The sequence below is a fragment of the Ramlibacter sp. G4-7 genome (assembly GCF_057784995.1).
Map to the genome: position 1 here is coordinate 86791 of NZ_JBYNTT010000013.1, position 17500 is coordinate 104290.

Annotated in this window: 18 protein-coding genes; 8 read left to right on the plus strand and 10 right to left on the minus strand. The window is 68.6% G+C overall.

Annotated features, from left to right (window positions below; genetic code table 11):
• Positions 1-22: 22 nt before the first annotated feature.
• The 6 genes from AC3EGR_RS18240 to AC3EGR_RS18265 all read right to left on the minus strand — a co-directional run bounded on the left by AC3EGR_RS18240 (position 23) and on the right by AC3EGR_RS18265 (position 5867).
• Positions 23-1792 carry an FAD-dependent monooxygenase gene (locus AC3EGR_RS18240; RefSeq protein ID WP_488547933.1) on the minus strand — a complete coding sequence of 590 codons (1770 nt, stop codon included), beginning with the start codon at positions 1790-1792 and terminating at the stop codon, positions 23-25.
• Positions 1765-2358, minus strand: a complete 594-nt coding sequence (locus AC3EGR_RS18245; protein WP_488547934.1) for a hemerythrin domain-containing protein — start codon at positions 2356-2358, stop codon at positions 1765-1767. Before AC3EGR_RS18245 ends, AC3EGR_RS18240 begins: the two co-directional genes overlap by 28 nt.
• Positions 2359-2431: 73 nt before the next feature.
• The gene (locus AC3EGR_RS18250) at positions 2432-3280 is read right to left on the minus strand and encodes a helix-turn-helix transcriptional regulator (RefSeq protein ID WP_488547935.1); all 849 of its coding nucleotides are present in this window, start codon (positions 3278-3280) and stop codon (positions 2432-2434) included.
• A 148-nt stretch (positions 3281-3428) separates the two neighbouring features.
• Entirely contained in the window at positions 3429-4241 is an 813-nt protein-coding gene (locus AC3EGR_RS18255) for an IclR family transcriptional regulator (protein ID WP_488547936.1), read from the minus strand.
• A gap of 56 nt (positions 4242-4297) precedes the next feature.
• Positions 4298-4903 carry an NAD(P)H:quinone oxidoreductase gene (wrbA, locus tag AC3EGR_RS18260; RefSeq protein WP_488547937.1) on the minus strand — a complete coding sequence of 202 codons (606 nt, stop codon included), beginning with the start codon at positions 4901-4903 and terminating at the stop codon, positions 4298-4300.
• 13 nt (positions 4904-4916) lie between these two features.
• Positions 4917-5867, minus strand: a complete 951-nt coding sequence (locus AC3EGR_RS18265; RefSeq protein ID WP_488547938.1) for a quinone oxidoreductase family protein — start codon at positions 5865-5867, stop codon at positions 4917-4919.
• Positions 5868-5953: 86 nt separating this feature from the next.
• Between AC3EGR_RS18265 and AC3EGR_RS18270 the strand changes: the two genes are divergently transcribed.
• The 3 genes from AC3EGR_RS18270 (at position 5954) to AC3EGR_RS18280 (ending at position 7725) form a co-directional block, all read left to right on the plus strand.
• A complete protein-coding gene (locus AC3EGR_RS18270; protein ID WP_488547939.1) occupies positions 5954-6670 on the plus strand; it encodes an NIPSNAP family protein in 717 nt (238 codons plus the stop codon).
• Positions 6671-6824: 154 nt separating this feature from the next.
• Complete coding sequence (locus tag AC3EGR_RS18275) at positions 6825-7340, plus strand: PPC domain-containing DNA-binding protein (protein ID WP_488547940.1); 516 nt, start codon at positions 6825-6827, stop codon at positions 7338-7340.
• Positions 7333-7725, plus strand: coding sequence for a PPC domain-containing DNA-binding protein (locus tag AC3EGR_RS18280; RefSeq protein WP_488547941.1), 393 nt, complete (start codon positions 7333-7335; stop codon positions 7723-7725). The genes AC3EGR_RS18275 and AC3EGR_RS18280 overlap by 8 nt, the downstream gene beginning before the upstream one ends.
• Here the strand turns inward: AC3EGR_RS18280 and AC3EGR_RS18285 are convergent.
• Genes AC3EGR_RS18285 through AC3EGR_RS18295 form a run of 3 tightly spaced genes read right to left on the minus strand, consistent with a single transcriptional unit; the run spans position 7694 to position 10061 of the window.
• Positions 7694-8911 carry an MFS transporter gene (locus AC3EGR_RS18285; RefSeq protein ID WP_488547942.1) on the minus strand — a complete coding sequence of 406 codons (1218 nt, stop codon included), beginning with the start codon at positions 8909-8911 and terminating at the stop codon, positions 7694-7696. The two genes, AC3EGR_RS18280 and AC3EGR_RS18285, sit on opposite strands and share 32 nt — an antisense overlap.
• On the minus strand, positions 8908-9732 hold the full coding sequence (locus tag AC3EGR_RS18290) for an SDR family NAD(P)-dependent oxidoreductase (protein ID WP_488547943.1): 825 nt from the start codon (positions 9730-9732) through the stop codon (positions 8908-8910). Before AC3EGR_RS18290 ends, AC3EGR_RS18285 begins: the two co-directional genes overlap by 4 nt.
• Before the next feature lie 5 nt (positions 9733-9737).
• Positions 9738-10061 (minus strand): 2Fe-2S iron-sulfur cluster-binding protein, encoded by a 324-nt coding sequence (locus AC3EGR_RS18295; protein WP_488547944.1) that lies wholly within the window; start codon positions 10059-10061, stop codon positions 9738-9740.
• A gap of 115 nt (positions 10062-10176) precedes the next feature.
• Between AC3EGR_RS18295 and AC3EGR_RS18300 the strand changes: the two genes are divergently transcribed.
• The 5 genes from AC3EGR_RS18300 to ltnD are packed head-to-tail and all read left to right on the plus strand — an operon-like array spanning position 10177 to position 16243.
• The gene (locus AC3EGR_RS18300; RefSeq protein ID WP_488547945.1) at positions 10177-11355 is read left to right on the plus strand and encodes an alpha/beta hydrolase family protein; all 1179 of its coding nucleotides are present in this window, start codon (positions 10177-10179) and stop codon (positions 11353-11355) included.
• Positions 11352-12578 carry an MFS transporter gene (locus AC3EGR_RS18305; RefSeq protein WP_488547946.1) on the plus strand — a complete coding sequence of 409 codons (1227 nt, stop codon included), beginning with the start codon at positions 11352-11354 and terminating at the stop codon, positions 12576-12578. Before AC3EGR_RS18300 ends, AC3EGR_RS18305 begins: the two co-directional genes overlap by 4 nt.
• A gap of 31 nt (positions 12579-12609) precedes the next feature.
• Positions 12610-13776, plus strand: coding sequence for an acetyl-CoA acetyltransferase (locus tag AC3EGR_RS18310; protein WP_488547947.1), 1167 nt, complete (start codon positions 12610-12612; stop codon positions 13774-13776).
• Positions 13773-15353, plus strand: a complete 1581-nt coding sequence (locus AC3EGR_RS18315) for an acyl-CoA synthetase (RefSeq protein WP_488547948.1) — start codon at positions 13773-13775, stop codon at positions 15351-15353. The genes AC3EGR_RS18310 and AC3EGR_RS18315 overlap by 4 nt, the downstream gene beginning before the upstream one ends.
• Complete coding sequence (ltnD, locus tag AC3EGR_RS18320; RefSeq protein WP_488547949.1) at positions 15350-16243, plus strand: L-threonate dehydrogenase; 894 nt, start codon at positions 15350-15352, stop codon at positions 16241-16243. The genes AC3EGR_RS18315 and ltnD overlap by 4 nt, the downstream gene beginning before the upstream one ends.
• Here ltnD and AC3EGR_RS18325 read toward each other — a convergent pair.
• Positions 16230-17426 (minus strand): NAD(P)/FAD-dependent oxidoreductase, encoded by a 1197-nt coding sequence (locus AC3EGR_RS18325; protein ID WP_488547950.1) that lies wholly within the window; start codon positions 17424-17426, stop codon positions 16230-16232. The genes ltnD and AC3EGR_RS18325 overlap by 14 nt on opposite strands.
• Between the last annotated feature and the right edge of the window lie 74 nt (positions 17427-17500).

Consider the following 17500-nt stretch of genomic DNA (forward strand, 5'->3'; position numbering starts at 1 on the left):
CATGGGCTCCGGATGTTGCTGGTCAGGCGATCTCGCGCTGCAGGATCTTCGCGAAGGCGGCGGCGAGCACGGCCTGGGGGTCCTTGGCCGGGCCGATCGAGCGCCAGCCCACGTGCTGGTCCGGCCGCACCAGGATCGCGCCGTCCGCCGAGACCGCGCGCAGGTGCCGCCAGTTGCGGTCGGTGTCGCGCACGGGGGAGTCGTCGGAGATCTCGACGACCTCGAGGGGCACCCCGCTGGAGCGCGCCACCGCGGCGGCGGCCTCGGACCAGCCGGAGCCGCGCTTCCCGGTGATGAGCACGAAGCTGCCTGGCTTGACGAGGTCCAGGGTCGAGAGCTGCTTGCCATCACGTTCCAGCCAGGCATGGGGCAGCCGATGCCCCGGCCGCGTGGTCGGCACATAGGTCTGGCCCAGCGGGTCGCGTTCGGGGGTCGGCGTGCCGTCCGCCATGACGGCACCGAGGTCGTAGTGGTAACCCAGTTCGATGTCGTGCGCCTGCCATTCCATGCGCTGCACTTCCATGATCTGTGCCAGCCGCGCGCGCCGGGTGCGGCCTTCCTGATTGTCCGCGAAATAGCGGCGAAAGTTGGCCTGGCTCAGTTCCGCGTTGCCGCGGACCAGGCCAATGCCGGCATCGGTGAGCTGGTGGTTCTGGAACGTCATCAACGCCCACTGGATGTTGCTGGCTGCCACCGGGCGCCGCTCGGCCTCGTAGCTATCGAGCACGCTGTCGTGCGCCTGTCCCTTGATGACCGCAGCGAGCTTCCAGGTGAGGTTGTGCGCGTCCTGGATGGCGGAGTTGAGGCCCAGCCCCGTGGTCGGCGGATGGCGGTGCGCCGCATCGCCGGCCAGCAGCACGCGGCCCCAGCGATAGCGGTCCACCAGCACCCCTTCGACTGTCCAGTGGCCGATGCCGATGATGTCCGGCGTGAGGTCCGGGATCTTCAGCAGTTCGCGCATGCGCGGCAGCAGCGAGGCCTCCTCGAAGCGCGAAGGATCGTCGGGACGGAAGCTGAAGTGAAACATCCACTCTTCCGAATCACGGCCGAACTTCGTCGGACCGAGCTGCCCGAGGACGCCGCTCGCCCAGGAGCCCCCTTCGGGATTCACGAACCACGTCGTCATTGAATAATCGTCGTCCCAGTACTGCGACAGGTCGGCGCGGAAGTAGACCGTCACCATGTGCGCGAGATCGGTCTGGCCTTCCACCTTGGCGCCAAGTGCGGGGCCGACCGTCTTGCCGCCGTCGGCTCCGATCACGTAGCGCGCCCTGACGCGAAAGTCCTGCTCGCTTGCGCGGTCGCGCACCACGGCCGTGACACCGGCCTCGTCCTGCTCGAAGGACATCAGCTGGTGGTTGTAGAGAACCTGGCCCTTGTCTTCCGCCGTCGCCAGTTCGCGCAGCAGCGGCTCCATGCGGACCTGCGGAAACAGCGTCGACTCGCACGGGCTGTGCTGGGCGTAGTGCGTCAGCGAACCGCCGCCGAAGGACTCGATGCGGTAGAAGGTGCGGCGGTCCAGATCGCCATCGCCGGCGAGCGAGGTGCACCAGCGGATGTGCGAGATGTGCTTGAGCGGCATGGAGCGGCGGTACACGTCGTCGGCAGCGCCGAACTGGCGCAGCAGCTCCATGGTGCGCTGGCTGACATAGCGCGCCTTCGGCAGGCGCCCCGGGGCGGGGTGGCGTTCGATCAGCAGGTTGCGGATGCCTTGCCGCGACAGGAACAGCGACGACGCGAGGCCGCAGCCGCCGCCGCCCACGATCAGGACGGGCACTTCGATGTCTTGCATGGTGCAGGAGGAGTGGGGTTGTGGGAGACGATGCGTTGCAGGAGTGCGCGATGGGTCTGCAGCGTGGTTTCGCTCAGCGCCGCGCGCTGGCGGGTGCAGGCGGCATTCAGTTCGGCCCAGTCCGCCTCCGAGAGGTAGTCCTGGGCCACGGGCAGCACGTAGTTTTCCTCCACCTCCATGTGGCCGAGGTAGCCCTGCACATAGGCGCCCAGCTGGAGTTCGAATGCTTCACGCCGCCCTTCGCCCAGCATTTCCCAGCCGGTGAGCGCGCGCTCCAGCGTCCGCACGGTGCTTTCACCGCGGGCGTGCTCGGCTTCCAGCCGGTCGAGCACGGGCCGCAGGGGGGGACACCGCTCCCGGATGCGCGGGAACAGCATCTCCTCCTCGACCGCGTGGTGCAGGCGGGCCGGCATTTCGTCCATGTAGAACAGCATCGCGCGCAGGAATTCAAAGTCCGGCAGCGCGGCGGCCTTGCGGGCGCTGTCCACTGCATGGCGCAGCGCCCGGAGCACGGACGCCAGGGCCTCGTGCTCCTCGTGGATCAGGGTGAGGGCGGGGTACTGCATGGCTGCCGTGTAAGCATGCTTCCATTGGCGCACCGCGGCGGCCGGCGGTCAGTCCCCTTCGAGGGGACGCTTTTCAGTGCACCGCGCCGGACGAGGCGAGGTCGAAGCGATGGCCGCGCCAGCGGCTCCACCGCGCCAGGTACCACGTGAGGAGTTCTCGCTCGCTGCCGATCCCAAGCCGCTGGTAGGCGCGCTTGCGATAGGTCTTCACGGTCTCCTCGCTGACCGAGAGGTCCAGCGCGATGCCCACCGAAGACAGCCCGTACAGGATGCGGGCGCTGACCTCGGCCTCGCGCCGGGGCAGGTCGCTGGTGGCGACGATGCAGCTCTCGATTTCGGCCAGCCCGGTCAGGGCCTCCGCCACGTTGGGACGTGACTGGCGGACATCGGCGTGCTTGCCCAGCAGGCTCACCAGCAGTTCGGCGGAGCGGGCCACCTTGTCGATGGCGTCGCCGGCGAACGGCGCGTGCGGGTCGGCCCGCAGGATGCTCAGCCCGAAGTCCGCATTGGGCCCATGGCCGCACAGGAGCAGGCGGTCGCGTACGTGCGGGTACACACTGGGCCGCATGGCGGTGTAGCCGTCGTCGCTGAAATCGACATGGATGATGCTCGGGCGCGGCGCCGCCAGGCAGCGCTGCGCCTCTGTCATTGCGGGGTCGCGCTTCCACCAGCCTTGCTTCACGTAGCTCTCCACGCGGTCGCGCGCGGTGCGCTCGGGCTCCACGCAGCAGGCTGCCACTTCGCGCAGTTCCTCGCCGCCGATGCGGAATGCGGCGAAGTGGTCGGCGCCACACAGCTCGTTGAGGAAGCGCGCAAGGGCGGGGCCGAAACGGTCTTCGCCGATGGAGTCCACCAAGGCGGCGAGGGCGGCGTCCTGCGGGGTGGTGCGGGCCGCGTTCTCGCGAACGGTCATCATCGTCATCGTTGTCTCCTGATTCCCTTATGGGGCGGGACTGCGCAGGCGCTCAAGGCATCCTGTCGGTTCCTGTTAACGTAATCAGATTACGCTTTTCGTAATTCCCGACCGCATAGGGAAAACCCGGAAGGAAGCTCGGCGGGCAGGACTTTCCTCAGGGCGAACCCATCCGCTGGGAGACCTCGCGCGCCTTTGCGCGCAAGGCGTCCGCGACCGGTCCGTCGAGCGATACGTCGATGACTCCTGCAGGGCCCATCACGGTGATCACCCCGGCAATGGCGCCCGCGTGGTCGAACACCGGCGCCGACAGGCCGTGCAGGCCCGGATTCAGGTCGCCTTTCACCTGCGCCATGCCTTGATCGCGAACGCGCTGGAACAGCGCCTCCATCTCCTGCTTGGACATGCGTGGAGCGCTGGAAGGGCTGGCGCCGGGATGGGGCTTGCCCGCTAGCTCGCGGCGCAGCAGCGGCTCGGTGACGCTGCGGGGCAGGTAGGCGCCGAAGACCCGACCGGTCGAGGACGACAGCACGGGCATCACGGACCCCGGGCGGCCGCTGATGATCAGTGCCTCGTTGGTTTCCTCGAACCGAACGAAGGTCGGCCCGGCCGCGCCCCATACGGCCAGGCCGACGGTGTAGCTGACCTGGTCGCGCAGTTCACCGAGCGCCTGGGCGCCCACGTTGACAACGTGCAGGTGCCGCAACGCCGCGAGGCCCAGCCGCACGGCCAGCGGGCCGAGACGGTAGCCGCCGGAAATCGGGTCGCGTTCGGCGAGGCCGCCCCGGCAGAAACTCACGAGGTAGCGGTGCGCCTTGGGCGGCGGCATGTCGGCGCGCTCGGCGACCGTCTTGAGCATCAGCGGTGGTCCCATCTCGACCAGCGCGGACAGCACCCTGAGCGCCGTGTCGACGGCCTGGACGCCGCCGCTCTCCTCATCGCCGTTTTCTTCGACCCGCTCGCCTGTCATTCAGGATTCCCCCGCTGCCTGCTTCGTGGAGGGTCGCGAGCCTAGCATGCGCGTCCTCAGCCGCGCCCCGCTGCCAGCAGCCCCGCAAACTTTGCCACGCGCGCGCCCTGGTAGCGCGCGGCCGAGAGCTTCTCCGGCGGCATCGGCTGGCCGCGCGGGTCGCTGTAGCTCACGCCATAAGGGTTGCCGCCCGCGGCGTAGAGCAGCTTGTCGGTGTAGCCGACCGGCACGATGATCGAACCCCAGTGGTAGAACGCGTTGTGCAGGGCCAGCAGCGTGGACTCCTGGCCGCCGTGCGCGTTGCCCGCGCCGGTAAACGCCGCGGCCGCCTTGTCCTGCAGCTTGCCCTGCGCCCACAGCGGGCCCGCTGTGTCCATGAACTGCTTCAGTTGTGCCGAAGGCAGGCCGAAGCGGGTCGGCGTGCCGAAGACGAAACCGTCGGCCCAGTCCAGGTCATCCAGCGTCGCCTCGGGCACGTCCCGGATGGCTTCGAGATGCGCGCCCCAGGCCGGCTTGGCCGCGATTGCTTCGGGCCCGGCGAGCTCGCGCACCCTGCGCAGGCGCGTCTGTGCACCCGCTTCGCGCGCGCCTTTCTCCACCGCTTGCGCGATGGCCCAGGTGTTGCCGGTGCTGCTGTAGCAGACGATGGTGACCTTCGGCATCACTTGCTCCTTCTCAGACGGCCAGGACGATCTTGCCGAAATGCTCGTTGGCACCCATGCGCGCGAGTGCGGCCGCCGCCTCGGCGAGCGGGAACACCCGGTCGATCGGCAGTCGCAAGCGCCCCTCGGCGATGGCCGAGCCCAGGTCGTCGAGCATGCGTGCGTTCAGCACCCGGATCTCCTGGACCGAGCGGGTGCGGAACGTGACCCCGATGTAGGTGAGGCGGCGCAGCGCATGCAGTTGGAAGTCGAATTCGCCGCCGGCACCGCCGAGGCGCCCCAGGTTGACGATGCGTCCAGCGAGCGCGGCGCACTGCATTGTCTGGCTGAACTGCCTGCCGGTGACCTGGTCGACGATCACCTCCACTCCCTTGCCGCCGGTGGTGTCCAGCACCTGCTGGACCCAGCCGGCCTGCGACGGGTCGAGCGCCAGGTCCGCGCCGAACTCCGCCAGCCGGGCGCGGCGCGCCGCGTTGGTCGAGGTGCCGATCACGGTGCGCGCGCCCAGCAGGCGGGCGATCTGCAGGCCCATGAGGCCGACGCCGGAGCTCGCACCGTGGATCAGCACGTCCTGGCCTCGCTCCAGCCGCCCGTGCGTAACGACCGCGTCGTGCATCGCCTGCAGCGCGAGAGTGAGGACGGTGGCCTGCTCGTACGGCAGCGACGCGTCGGGGACCTTGCAGGCGCGGCCCCCGTCCGTGACCGCGTACTCCGCGTAGGCGCCGGTTCCGGTGCACATCACGCGATCACCCGGTCGATGGTCGCCCGCCTCGCTTCCGACCTCCACGACTTCGCCGGCCCACTCCATCCCGATCACCGTGCCGTCCTTCGCGGCAAGGCCGGCGAGGTCGGCGCGGTTCAGGCTCGCGGCCTTGACGCGCACGAGAATCTCGTTGGCCTTGGGCCGCGGCGCGGCGATGTCGGCGAGCTGGGCGCCGTTGGGCGTGGAAACGATGGCTTTCATCACGGGAGCTTAGGAATCCGGGCGGCGGCCGTATGCCCCCCTGGCTAGGGACAAGACCATCGGCCGCTTCCCGCGATGATGTCGCCATGATCTACGAACTGCGCCTGTACTCCGTCGCGCCCGGCCGCATGGCCGACGTGCACTCCCGTTTCGGGCAGCACCTGCCCGCGCTGTTCGCCAGGCACGGTGTCAACTGCGTGGGGCGCTGGAGCGCGCTGGCCGGCCCTGATGCGCCGCGCTTCGTGTACCTGCTGGCTTATCGCGACTACGCCCATCGCGAGGCGACCTGGGCCGGCTTCTACCAGGATGCGGACTGGTGGCGCATCCGCAGCGAAACGAATGCCGGGCACGAGATGGTGCAGCGGCACGACCTGTTCTTCCTGAAGCCGAACGCGGCGTGGCCGGTCGGGGCGCAGGATGCGGACACGCATGTCGGTGGCCTGCACGAACTGGTGCAGCAGGAGATTGCGCCGGGGCAGGTAGCCGCAAACGTGGAATTCCTCAAGGGCACCTGGCTCCCGCTGCTGCGTGAAGCCGGGGCCCGCACGCTCGGCGTGTTCGACATGGCAGCGGGCGCCGGTATGCTCAAGACGGTGCTGCTGCATGCGTGGCCGGATGCCGAGACCTGGCATGCGGGGCAGAAGATGATCGCTTCGCACTGCGGGCTGCACGAGCAGTTCGTGGCCCAGCGCAAGAGCCTCGGAACGACCCTGTTCCAACGCAGTGAGGTCAACCTGCTGGAGCCCGAACAGGGCGCCGTCCGCGCGAACCTGGGCCGCTTGCAGGAGCAAGCTGCCGCCTAGTACCCCGTCTCACCCTCGCGCCTTTTCCCTTTTACCGGGCCGCGCCGGCTTACCCGCCGACCTGGCCCTCGACCGGTCCCACCCGGACCTCACTGCAAGGAAAGAGACCGCCATCATGGCCTCCAGCGTATCGACCGAGTTTCCGCGACCGCGGATGTTGATTCACCCGGGCACGTCCGCCCCTGTTCGCATCCACAGCCGCCAGGCCCCGCGGGCGCGCCACATCCGGCTGGCCCTGCAGCCGGGCCTCAGCCTGTTCGAAGCGCTCGTGCGGCCACTGGCCGCCATCGGCGTGCGCAGCGCCTCCACCACCATTCTCGGGGGTGTCTTCAGCGAACTCCAGTTCTGCGTCGCGCCGCCGGATCCTTCGGGCCAGGCGGTGATCGCCTACACCCACCCGATCAAGGCCGGGCGGTGCACCCTGATCTTCGGCAATGCGACGGTGGGGAAGGACGCCCGCGGCGAGCCACTGGTGCATTGCCACGCAGCCTTGCGCACCGAGTCCGGGCAAGTGAAGGGGGGGCACATCGTGCCGCACCAGTCCTTCGTCGGACCGGAGACCATCCCGGTGCTGGTCACTTCCCTAGAGGGCTTCGAACTCCGCGTCGCCTTCGACCCCGAAACCAACATTCCCTTGTTGCAGCCGCATGCGAAGGTCCACCATGTCTGAAAGCCGCATCACGGAAACCGGCAGCATGGGGCGCGTCGCCTACGCGCGCATAGCGCCAAACGAGGACCTGGTGCTGGGCGTGGAGAAGCTGTGCCTCGCCCAGGGCTTCCGCAACGCTTTCGTTCGGGGAGCACTCGGAAGCCTCGTCGACGCCTGTCTTCGCACGCCCGACGGGCGCTATCTGAGGGTGACGGGCCCCGCGGTGGAGATCGTCAGCTTGGCAGGCGAGGTGCGTTCCGTCGCCGACGGATCCATGCGAGCCGCGCTGACGGGCGTGGTCGCCGACACGGAGGGGAACGTCCACGGCGGCCCGTTCGTGGCCGGCAGCAATCCGATCTGCATGACCTTCGAAGTCACGCTCGAGGAGTGGCTGCCGGACGCGTAAGCGGTCCAGGAGCCTGCGCAGCGGCCGCGCGCTGGCGCAGGCTGAAGGACAGCACGCCACCCAGCGCGAGCAGGACAAAGGCGCACGTGCCGAACACCGGACGTGTGCCGAAGCGGTCGACCACGCCTGAAGCCACGGCGACGCCGGCGGAGATCCCTAGGAACATGGCCGAGGCAAACAGGCTGACCGAGGTGCCCCGCAGCGTCGGGACCATTTGCGTGGCGTGGGTCTGCAGGGTGCCGTGCAGCATATAGAAGCCGAGCCCCGCGACCAGGCAGGCCGGAACCGCCACGGTCCAATGCTGCGCCACGCACAGGGCCAGCCAGCCCAGCCCGAGCGCGAGGCCGCCGGCCAGAACGATCCCGCTTTCACCCAGGCGCGCGAGCAGGTGGCGTGCCGCGAATGCATAGAAAAAGCCGCCCACTCCGTACAGCGCGACGACGGCGGCCGCCGCCGACAATCCCAACCCAAACTCCTTGACGAGGAAGGCCGGCAGGAAGGCCAGGCCGCTGAACGCGAAGGCCCCTTCGACCATGACGATTGCGAGCATCCAGCGCGCCCAGGGCACGGCGACCACGCTGCGCAGGTCGCGCCAATGGCCGTGCCGCGAGGGCGGCCGAACCGGCTCGGAGCGCACATCGCGATTCAGCACGATGCCCAGTCCGCCGGCGAGGAACAGCACGGCCAGCAGCGCGAACACGGTGCGCCAGCCGGCCACCTCGGTGAGGAAGCCCGAGAACCATTGTCCGGCGATCATGCCGGCCAGCGACAGCGTGAGGAAACGTGCGAGCACCGCTTGCCGGTCTTCGTAGGCAACGGTGTCTCCCACCCAGGCGAGGACCAGCGCGATGATGCCGGCCGCCGCCGCGCCGGCCAGGAAGCGTGCGACCACCAGCATCTCCAGTCCCACGGCAAACAGAGCGAGCAGGTTGCCCACCACGCAGCCCAGCGCCGCGAAACCGATCACCCGGCGCTTGCCGTAGCGGTCGCCCAGCGGGCCGAAGAGGAGTTGCAGCAAGCCGTAGGCCACCGCATAGGCGGAGACGGTGAGTGCGGCACGCCCGGTAGTGACGCCGAAGCTCTTGGCCAGGGCAGGCAGCATCGGGTCGCACACGCGCATCATGGCGCTGCTGCCGAAGTGGACTGTCGCGAGCGCAACCAAGCCACTGCGCCGGAACGCGGTCATGCGCGATCCGCGTCCTGCTTCTCGAAGCCGGGCCGCGGGATCAGCGTCAGCCAAGCCGTGCTGAGGCCGCCGTCGACCAGGATGTCCTGGCCGTTGACGTAGCCGGAGCGTGGGCTGGCGAGGTATGCCACGACTTCTGCGATGTCCTTGGGCCCGCTGATGCGGTGGGCCGGCACGATGGATTCGCGCTTTTTCAGCACAGCGGGGTCCTTGTAGATGCCCTCTGTCAGGGGCGTGCGGACCATGGCGGGGCTCACCACGTTGCTGCGGATGTTGTGCTCGCCGAGTTCCACCGCCAGCAGTTGCGACAGCATCTTCACGCCCGCCTTGCTCACGCTGTACGGGCCGCTGTACGGCTGCGGCACGCGGCCGGAGATCGACGCCACGTGGACCATGCTGCCGCCGCGGGCAACGATCATCTGACGGCCGAAGGCCTGTGCGCACAGCAGGAAGCCGTTGAGGTTCACCGCCATGAGCTGGTTCCACTTCGTCAGCTCGATCTTCATCAGCGCTTCGGCGTAGATCGTGGCTGCGTTGTTCACCAGCACGTCGCAACGGCCGAGTTCGCGCTGCACGCGCTCGGCGGCAGCGTCCACGTCTGCCTTGTCCGTGATGTCGCAGCGGACCGCGATGGTGCGGCCGCCGCTTTCGGCGATGGCCGCTGCCGTGGCCTGCGCGCCCTGCTCGTGGCGATCGAGTACGGCGACCTTCGCGCCGACTACCGCCAGTTCCCGGGCGATCTCGGCGCCGATGCCGCCGGCCGCGCCGGTGACGACGCAGACCTTGTCTTCCAGCTGGAGCCAGGAGGAGGGGGCAGCCATGGTGCTCACACCTGCGGGTCGGCGACGCGGACCACGATCCCAGAGAGCGCCTGGCTCATGACGATCTGGCAAGCCAGGCGGCTGTTCGGCTGGCGTCCCGCGGCCGTGTAGTCGAGGATCTGGTCTTCGTTCGACTCCATGGCGCCCAGCAGCTCGGCAAATCCGTCTTCGACGAACACATGGCAGGTGGCGCAGCTCATGGAGCCGCCGCAATCGCCGACGATCCCCTCGATGCCGCCGTCACAGGCGGCGCGCATGAGGTTGGTGCCGACGGCGACGTCGACGTCACGGCGCGAGCCGTCGGTGCAGATGTAGGTGGCGTGGGTCATGGTGGTTCGGGAGTTGGCTTCGTCCTTGCAGCCGTGACTGTCCGCCACGGCTCCGGGGGTGTCTGTCCCCTCCCGGGGGACTGCCTGCGCAGGCCTGCCCTCGTAGAGTCGGCGCATGACGCAAGCCTTCGAAGTCCAGACCGAATGGGTGCACCTCCAGTACGAGGAGCGTGGCGCCTTCACCGAGACCTACGGTTTCTCCGGCAACCAGGGCGCAGTGAACCTGGAAGGCATCCGCTTCCGCCCGCAAGGCCATGCTTCCGATACGCTGATGGTGTTCATGCATCCGGCATCGACACTGCAGCTGTTGCCCGTGCCGCGTGCGATGGCGGCCACAGGCGCGCACGTGCTGTGCGCCGGCAGCCGCTACCAGCGCAACGACACCGCGCTGATCATGGAGAAGGTGCTGCTGGACCTGGGTGCGTACATCCGGCATGCCAAGGAAGTCTGGGGCTACAAGTACGTGGTGCTGGTCGGCTGGAGCGGTGGCGGCGCACTGGCCGTGAGCTACCAGGCGGAAGCCGAGAATCCGAGCATCACCCACGCGCCGGCGGGCGACCCGGTGAACGTAAAGGGCGCCCGCCTGATTCCCGCCGACGCGGTGATCTACCAGGCGGCCCACCTGTCGCGTGCCCACCTGCTCGCCGATGCGATCGACCCGTCGGTGCGCGATGAAGCCAATCCCGACGACCGCGATGTAGAACTCGACATCTACGATCCGCGCAACCCCAATCAGCCGCCGTATTCACCGCAGTACGTGGCGCGCTACCGGGCGGCCCAGCTGGCTCGCATGCGGCGCATCACCGCCTGGGCGAAGGCGAAGCTCGCGGAGCTTAAGGAGCGCAACACGGGCGAGATGGAGCGGCCCTTCATCGTGCATCGCACGCTGGCGGACCCGCGCTTTCTCGATCCCGCGCTCGATCCCAATGACCGCAAGCCGCGCTGGTGCTACATGGGCAACCCCGAAACCGTGAACACCGGTCCCGTGGGGCTGGCCCGTTTCACGACGCTCCGTTCCTGGCTCTCGCAATGGTCCCTGGACGACTCCTGCGGCAACGGCCTCGAAAGCGCCAGGCGCATGCGCGCACCGCTGCTGGTGATCGAGAACAGCGCCGACGATGCGGTGCCGCAGAAGCATCCGCAGATGCTGTTCGATGCCGCCGCCTCGCCCGACAAGACCTTCCGCGTGATCAAGGGGGCCACCCACTACTACGCGGGCCAGCCCGAATTGCTGAAGGAGGCCACGGCCATGATCCGCGGCTGGCTCACCCAGCGCAAGCTGCTCGAGCCTTGAACCCCCGGGCGGCCATGGGGCCGGCACTCGTCGTCCTGACCGTGACCCTGGCCACGGCGGTGCAGCCATTGGCCACCGACCTGTACTTGGCCGCGCTGCCCGCGATCCGCAACGAGTACCACGCACCGGTGAGCCTGGTGCAGCTGACGCTGGCCGTGGTGGTGTTCAGCTTCGGCGTCAGCCAGTTGCTCTGGGGGCCGGCGTCGGACCGCTTCGGCCGCCGGCGTGTCCTGCTCACCGGCTTCACGCTGTATGCGGGCGGCGCGCTGCTCGGGGCGCTCGCACCCAGCATCGAGGTGCTGGTCGCGGCGAGGGCGGCGCAAGGCCTGGGAATCGCCGCTTGCATGGTCTGCGGCCGCGCGATCGTGCGCGACCTGTTCGAACAACAGCATGGCACCCACGTGATGACGGTCGCCATGTCCATGCTGGCGTGCATGACCATGCTGGTCCCGATGGCCGGCGCGCTGCTGGCGCAGGTGTTCGGCTGGCGCTCGACGCTGTTCGCCATGGGCCTGTTCGGGCTGGCCGGTCTGCTGCTGGTGCTGCTGCGCATCCCCGAAACGGCGCGCGCACTCAAGCCCGATGCACTGGAGCTCGGGCCACTCTTCGCGGGTTACGCCCGTATCGCACGGAACCCGGCCTTCCGGTCTTGGACCCTGCTGAACTCCTGCGGGTACGCAGCCAATTTCGGCTTCTTCTCGAGCTCGGCCTACCTGTTCATCGAAACCTATGGGCTGTCGCGCGTTGCCTTCGGCGCCATCATCGGCGGCGCATCGGTAACCTACCTGCTGGGCACCATCCTGTGCCGGCGCTGGATCGCAAGCCACGGCATCGTCACTTCCGTACGGCGCGCCGGCTACCTGTCGCTGGCCGCCTCCGCGCTGTTCGTCTTCCCCCAGTTCGCCAACGCGCATACCGCGGTCACGCTGACGGCGGGCCTGTGGCTGTCGCTGCTGGCCTATGGGATCCACCAGCCCTGCGGGCACGTCGGCATGGCCACGCCGTTCCCCCTCCAGGCAGGAGCCGCCTCGGCCCTGGGCGGATTCATCTTCGCAGCGGCCGCCTTCCTGTGCGGCACCTGGATGGGGATCATGTTCCGCAGCGGCAGTGCCGCCGTGCTATCCCTCACCACCGGTGCGCTGGTCGGCGCCACCGGTTTGATCGCACTCACGCTGGTGCAGCGGCATGGCCGGCCGCTGATGACGCAGCCTCTCGCCCCCTGACACTTTCCACTCCATCCTACAAGGAAATCCCATGAGTAACGCATACATCGTCGGCTGGGGCCACACGCCCTTCGGCAAACTGGACAAGCTGGACCTGGAACAGATGATCCGCGATGCGGTGCAGCCGGCGCTGGACAGCGCCGGGCTCGAGCCGAAGGACATCGACGGCATCTTCCTCGGTCACTTCAATGCCGGCTTCGTCGGCCAGGACTTCACCGCCTCGTTGCCGGCGGTCGCGATGCCGGAGTTCCGCCATACGCCAGCCGTGCGCACCGAGAATGCCTGCGCCACCGGCTCCGCTGCGATCTGGGCCGCCCTGGACGCGATGGCGGCCGGGCGCATGAAGCGCACGCTGGTGATCGGCATGGAGAAGATGAACGAACTCACCACCCCGCAAGTTGCCGCCACGTTGATCAAGTGCTCGTACGTGAAGGAGGAGGGCACGGACCCGGCAGGCTTCGCCGGCATCTTCGGGGGCATCGCCACCCGCTACTTCGAGCGCTTCGGCGACCAGTCCGATGCGCTGGCTGCGATCTCCGCGAAGAACCACAGCAACGGCATGCACAACCCGTATGCGCACATGCGTCGGGATTTCGGTTTCGATTTCTGCCGGACGCCGTCGGAGAAGAACCCCTTCGTGTCCGGCCCGCTGAAGCGCTCCGACTGCTCGCTCGTCTCCGACGGTGCCGCCGCGCTGGTGCTTTCGACGGAACCGCTGCCCGGGGCGAAAGTAGCGCCCGTGCGCTGGCGCTCGCGCACGCAGGTCAACGACTTCCTCCCGATGTCCCGCCGCGATCCCACCCGGTTTGAAGGTGCGGCGCTGGCGTGGCAACGGGGCCTGGCCGCGGCGGACACGCAGCTCGCGGACCTGTCCTTCGTGGAAACCCACGACTGCTTCACTATCGCCGAGATGCTGGAATACGAAGCGATGGGGCTCGCGCCGCATGGCCAGGGCGCGCGCGTGATCCTGGACGGCATCACGCGCAAGGACGGCAAGCTGCCGGTCAACCCCTCCGGCGGGCTGAAGTCCAAGGGCCACCCGATCGGTGCCACGGGCGTGTCGCAGCACGTGATGGCCGCCATGCAGCTGTCGGGCACGGCCGGCGGCATGCAGGTGGACGGCGCGAAACTCGGTGCCGTCTTCAACATGGGTGGCTCCGCGGTCGCCAGCTACCTGAGCATCCTGGAGGCCGAATGAATGCTGCGCAGGTAATGAACCTGGGCGCGCTGCTCACGCAGACAGCGCGCCTGTTCCCGGACCGGCCCGCGCTGATCCGCGGCGACCAGGCCTGGACCTGGGGGGAGATGGAGCGGCGCGTCTCCGCGATGACGGCGGCCCTTCGAAAACTCGGCCTGCGCAAGGGAGACCGCATCCTGGTCCAGTCGCGCAACAACCTGCCGATGTTCGAGAGCTGCTGGATCGCGTTCCGCCTTGGGTGCGTCTGGGTTCCCACCAATTTCCGCCTGACGCCGCCAGAGGTCGCCTACCTCGCCGCGTCCAGCGGCGCTGCGGCCATGATCGTGGAGGACACGTTTGCCGGTCATACCGATGCGGTGCGTGCCGCCTCGCCGGCCTTGAAGCACGTCATCGCCATCGGGCAGCCGCGGCCCGGCGAGCATTCCTATGAAGACCTGGTGCAGGAGCATCGCGGCGCCGAGGGCGAGTACGAGACGGTGGGGTACGACGACCCGCTGTGGTTCTTCTATACCTCCGGCACCACCGGGCGCCCGAAGGCCGGCGTGCTGACGCACGGGCAGATGTCGTTCGTCGTAGCAAACCACCTCGCTGACCTGATCCCCGGCACGACGGAGCGCGACTGCTCGATCGCAGTGGCGCCGCTGTCGCATGGCGCCGGCATCCACGCGCTGCTGAACGTGGCGCGCGGTGCCCCCACGGTGCTGCTGCCGTCCGAGAAGCTCGACCCGGAGGTGTTCTGGCAACTGGTGGAGAAGCATCGCGTCAGCAACCTGTTCACCGTGCCGACCATCGTCAAGATGCTGGTCGAGCACCCCGCGGTCGATCGCCACGACCATTCCAGCCTGCGCTTCATGATCTATGCCGGTGCACCCATGTACCGCGCGGACCAGAAGCTGGCGCTGCAGAAGCTCGGCAAGGTGCTGGTGCAGTACTTCGGCCTGGGCGAAGTCACCGGCAGCATCACGGTACTGCCCACCCACATGCATTCGGCGGACGACGCAGACCCGGACGCGAACATCGGGTCCTGCGGGCGGCCGCGCACCGGCATGGAAGTGGCCATCCTGGACCCGGATCTCCAGCCGGTCACCACGGGCGAGGTCGGCGAGATCTGCTGCCGCGGCCCCGCCGTTTTTTCCGGCTACCACGCCAACGCGGATGCCACCGACAAGGCGCTGCGCGGCGGCTGGTTCCATACCGGCGACCTCGGGAAGCTGGACGAACGCGGCCTGCTGTACATCACGGGCCGCGAGTCCGACATGTACATCTCGGGCGGCTCGAACGTGTATCCCCGTGAGGTGGAGGAAGTCCTGCTGACGCATCCGGCGGTGGCCGAGGTTGCGGTGCTGGGCGTCCCCGACCGCAAGTGGGGCGAGGTCGGTGTTGCCGTCGTGGTCCGGCGCGAAGGCGCGCAACTGGATTGCGACACCCTGCTGGCCCACCTGGAAGGTCGCTGCGCACGCTACCGCTGGCCGCACCATGTGTTCTTCTGGGACGCACTCCCGCGATCGGGCTACGGCAAGATCACCAAGAAGGACATCCGGCAGCAACTGCTCGAGCGCGGAGAGTTGCAGGCGTGACAGCGCCGCGCCGCGTCGGTGTCATCGGGCTCGGCGCCATGGGCCTGGGGGTGGCGCGCAGCCTCCAGCGCGCCAGCTTCGAGGTGTACGGCAGCGACGTTCGTGCGGAAGCCCGCTCCGCGTTCGCGGACGAGGGTGGACGCGCCTGTGGGACAGCCAGGGGGGTTGGAGAAGCCTGCAACGTCGTCCTCCTGCTGGTGGTGAACGCGCAGCAGGTGGAGGAGGTCCTGTTCGGGCCGGATGGTTGCGCGGCCGCGATGCGTCCTGGCGGCCTGGTGATTGCCTCGGCCACGGCGGCACCCGGCTTTGTCGAAAAGCTGGGTGAGCGCTTGGCCGCGACCGGCCTGCTGCTGCTGGACGCGCCAGTCACCGGCGGCGTGAAGGGCGCGTCCGAAGGCACTTTGACCCTGCTGACTTCCGGACCGCCGATGGCCTATGAGGCTTGCGAGGACATCCTCACCGCGATCTCGTCGCGCGTCTTTCGCTTCGGCCCGCTGCACGGACTAGGCTCGAAGGTGAAGGTCATCAACCAGTTGCTGGTGGGCGTGCACATCGCCGCGGCCGCCGAAGCGGTAGCGCTGGGAATGCGCCAGGGCGTGGACCCCGAGTTGCTGCACGAGGCCATCTGCAGTGGCGCGGGAAACTCCTGGGCGTTCGCGGACCGGGGCGATCGGATGGTGAACCGCCGCTTCGCCAGGGAAACGGCGCTCGACATCTTCGTCAAGGACCTGGCGCTGGTGCTCGACACGGCGCGCGACGCCGTGTTCCCGACGCCGCTTGCCTCCACGGCCTATCAGATGTTCGCCGCCGCATCGGCCGCAGGCCTCGGCAGCGAGGACGACAGCGCCGTGATCAAGACCTTTCCACTGCCCGCGTTCAGAGCATCTTGAGCGTGAAGCCGGGCTGACTCGCCTGCTCCGGCGTGACGCTCGTCCCCTTGGCGAGGAGCCTGCGCGCCAGCATGTGGTCTGCGGGGCGATTGACCGACTCGACCGCACGCAGCACGCCAGCGGAGATGCAAAGGACCGAGAAGCTCCTGGCGACCAGGTCACCGATCACCGCGCGCTGGTCGTCGCTGCCGCGCAGGCCGGCGATCTGCAGCTTGAGGTCGCCCTGGTCGCTCCAGAACCAGGGCACGGCCTGGTAAGGCTGCAGGTCCTTGCCGCAAAGGCGGGCGGCGAGCGATCGCGCCTGGTCCGTGGCGTTCTGTACCGATTCCAGGCGGATCCGCTGGCTCCCGTCGCGGGCCGGAAACGATGCGACGTCTCCGATCGCAGACACGTGCGCATCGGCCGTTGCCAGGGTCGTGTCGACGACGATCCCGTTGTCGACCGCCAGCCCGGCCCGCGCGGCCAGTTCCATGCGCGGTGCGGCACCGATGCCCACCAGCAGGAGATCCGCGGGGATGCGTTCCCCGCTGCTGGTGACCACCGCGGACACCTTGCCGCTGCCCTCCAGGCGCTCGACGCCGGTTTGCAGCAGCAGGCGCGTGCCCTGTGCGCGGTGCGCTTCGGCAAACACCTGCGCGCACTCGGGAGAGATCACCCGCGCCATCGGGCGGTCGGCAATGTCCACGACGGTGACCGCGTGTCCCATGGAGCGGGCAGATGCAGCGAATTCGAGGCCGATGAAGCCCGCGCCAACGACAACGATGTTCGTGCAGCCGGCAAGCGCGGATCGCAGCCGGTCCGCGTCAGCCAGCGTTTGCAACGGGAGCACCCCCGCCAGCTCGGCACCCGGCACCGGTAGCGTGCGTGGGCGGGACCCGGTGGCGATCACGAGGTGGTCGTACGGCAGGGACTCGCCGCTGCGCAGCACGAGACGCTGGGCGCTGCGGTCGATGCTTTCGGCAGTGCCGTTGACGATCCGCAGTCGGTGCTCGCCAAAGAAGGCCTCGGGCCGGAAAGCAAGGTCCGTCGCCAGCGTCTTGCCGAGCAGGTAGCCCTTGGACAGGGGTGGACGCTGGTACGGCAGCCGCGGCTCGTCCGACACGAGGCAGACGTCGCCGGTGAAGCCCTGCTGGCGCAGTGCGGCCGCACACTGGAAGCCGGCATGTCCGGCGCCGAGGATCACGACGTTTTGCATTGCATAGCAACGGGTTCGTGCGGGACCAGGCATTGCATCGAGAGCACCTCCTCGTAGAGAGT